The following is a 2,266-nucleotide window of genomic DNA, read 5'->3' as shown; positions in this document are numbered from 1 at the left end:
CTTCATTTTCAGCGACTTGCGTCGCCGAAAATGGCGGGGCGTCCTGCCCCGCGCGGGAAGCGCCAATAAATCGGCGCTTCCCTAGGCGTCGGCCCGGGCGATCAGCTGGAGCTGGAACCGCAGCCGGACGGCTATGTGCTGTGACCGCGGCGCATCCATCCGGAGCGCCTGGCGCCTCTGCACAATAATCTGCGGCGCGAACGCGGCACGTTCGGCCTGGCCCGTTTCCGCGAGGAGCATCATGACCCCGCCCTACAGGATTGATACTTCCGTTCTGGTGCGCCTCGTGACCGGTGACCCTGAGGATCCCTACATGCTTGCTCGGGAGCGTCTGACGAGGCTGGTGATCCACCAAGGCGCGGTGCTGTTCGCGTCGAATCGAGTCGAGTCACCGGCGAGACCTAAATTGCCGTCCAGCACCACCACGGCTTCAACCAGAGCCGAAGCCCGCGATGGCCTGCGCGATGTCCTCCGCAGCGGAGTCGTGGCACCGCTGACCGGCAGCGCGGTTCTCGATGCACTGGCGGCGACGCTGCGGTAGGTGCGCTCAGATGAGGGTCACAGGCCCGTGATCGTCGCAATGGTCGCCGTGCGGGTGATGCAGGCGGCCGTCGACGATGTAGTCCAAGTGATCGCCGTGCGGAACGGCCTCGTGGCCGCAGCCGGGGCCGTGTACATGGCCGCTCTCGCAGCAGGCAGTGATGCGCTGCTCGCAGCCGTCGGGGTTGGTCTCACTTACTTCGATGACGTGCTCGTCGTAGTGCGTCTGGCCGTCCACCGTGTGCGGATGGTGCAGGTGGCCGTCGTGCAGGTAGTCCACGTGGTCGCCGTGGCGGAGGGCGTGGTGGCCGCAGCCGGGGCCGTGCTCGTGGTCATGATGCGGATGGGTCTTGCAGGACTCGGTCATCGGTCAGGTTTCCAGGGTTTGGTGTTTGGACAGGTGTCTCGCCGGGCGGGGCCGGGCGCAGGTGTAGGTCGCTGGCGTTAAGCTCAGCGGTGGCCTTGATGGACGGGCCCTTGGGGACTTGTTCCGATCAGCACCCGCGGAGGAGCGGCCCCGGTGCCCACAGGTCGGTGCCCACACGTCGGCGCGGGCCGGCCCGGCATACACGCGAGTCAAGCCTAGACCACAGTGCCGACGGCTGCGCTGTCTGCGGTCAAGTCCGGCAGCATACGTTCAGGATCAGCCGCCCTGAAGACGCTCGATGCGCCGCTCCAGCGCGTCGATGGCCGCGTCCAGCTCGGCGCGCAGTGCCCCTGTGCCGAGCCCCGGCCACCCAGCCACCAGGCGGTCAGGGCGATGCCACTGGCGAGCGCCAAAGCCAGCAGGTAGCTGCCGCCGTGACCCAAAAGCGGCGGAAGCAGAAAGGCGGCACTCAGGGCGCCGATGGCCGCGCCCGCCGTGTTCACGCCGTAGAGCAGGGGCACCAAGCGCCCGAGTGCCGCCGGGTGCCGCACCAGCCAGGCGCTCAGCACCGGCAGGGTGCCGCCCATGAAGAAGGCCGCCGGGGACAGCAGCACCAGCGCGAGCAGCAGCGTGATCGCCTGCAACAAGCCCGTCGCCGGCTCGGCCAAATGGCTGTAGAGCATGCCGTACTGGGCGGCAAAGGCCGGTGCCAGCAGAAAATAGCCGAGTCCTGCCGCCATAACGCCCAGCTCCAATAGCGCGTAGGAGCGCAGCGGCCGGGCGATGCGGCGGCTGCGCCGGCCCCAGTAGGCGCTGCCGGCGGCCAGGCCCAGAAAGAAGGCTGCGAGGGTGGCGACCGCCGCCTGCGCGGTGGCCCCGAAGAGCAGCGACAGCTCCCGCATCCACACCACTGGCAGCACCAGCGCGCTGAAGCCCGACAGGAAGAAGAGCCCGAAAACAGCGGCCATCGCGCCGCGCCGGATGTCTCGCATTTGCGACATGTCACTTTTGAAATTGCTATGGTATAACATCTTAGCAATCTCTTAGCCCGAGCGATCCCTCGATTCGTGTCCCCAGGCGCCACCTTCGCTGTTCTGCCCAGCTCCCGGCACCGCAAGCACCCGCTCGGGCGCCTGCTGCTGGCCTGTGCCCTGCTGCTGGCGCAGACGCTGCTGGCGGCCCATGGCATCGCGCACCTGGCGCACGTGGACGAGGACCTGTGCGCGGTCTGCCTGGCCGGCACACACCCTTCCTCTTATTCACACCTGACGCTGCCCACGGAGAGGCACGTGCATATCTCTGTGGTACCAGTACCCACAAAAAAAACACCACAACAAGCAACCCACCACCACACTACCA

4 protein-coding genes are annotated in these 2,266 nt (G+C 67.2%); 2 read left to right on the top strand and 2 right to left on the bottom strand.

The window, feature by feature from the left end:
• Nucleotides 1-241 precede the first annotated feature (241 nt).
• Nucleotides 242-541, top strand: a complete 300-nt coding sequence (locus I6U14_RS12130; protein ID WP_296899662.1) for a hypothetical protein — start codon at nucleotides 242-244, stop codon at nucleotides 539-541.
• 6 nt (nucleotides 542-547) lie between these two features.
• Here the strand turns inward: I6U14_RS12130 and I6U14_RS12125 are convergent, their stop codons facing one another.
• Entirely contained in the window at nucleotides 548-907 is a 360-nt protein-coding gene (locus I6U14_RS12125; RefSeq protein WP_296899661.1) for a hypothetical protein, read from the bottom strand.
• Nucleotides 908-1,122: 215 nt separating this feature from the next.
• Nucleotides 1,123-1,875: a hypothetical protein gene (locus I6U14_RS12120; protein ID WP_296899660.1), complete on the bottom strand. Its 753-nt coding sequence runs from the start codon at nucleotides 1,873-1,875 to the stop codon at nucleotides 1,123-1,125.
• Between the two features lie 99 nt (nucleotides 1,876-1,974).
• On the opposite strand from I6U14_RS12120, the gene I6U14_RS12115 reads away from it, so the two are divergent.
• A partial coding sequence (locus I6U14_RS12115) for a hypothetical protein (RefSeq protein WP_296899659.1) occupies nucleotides 1,975-2,266 on the top strand: 292 nt, incomplete at its 3' end.

The organism is Thiohalocapsa sp. (genome assembly GCF_019695415.1).
Classification (GTDB): Bacteria; Pseudomonadota; Gammaproteobacteria; order Chromatiales; family Chromatiaceae; genus Thiohalocapsa.
Note: the sequence above shows the minus strand (reverse complement) of the source record. Positions and strands in the feature narration are given on the sequence as shown.

What these genes read in the sequence shown, in the direction of transcription:
- I6U14_RS12130 (WP_296899662.1), top strand. Translation starts at nt 242, where the DNA reads ATGACCCCGCCCTACAGGATTGATACTTCCGTTCTGGTGCGCCTCGTG.
- I6U14_RS12125 (WP_296899661.1), bottom strand. Translation starts at nt 907, where the DNA reads ATGACCGAGTCCTGCAAGACCCATCCGCATCATGACCACGAGCACGGC.
- I6U14_RS12120 (WP_296899660.1), bottom strand. Translation starts at nt 1,875, where the DNA reads ATGGCCGCTGTTTTCGGGCTCTTCTTCCTGTCGGGCTTCAGCGCGCTG.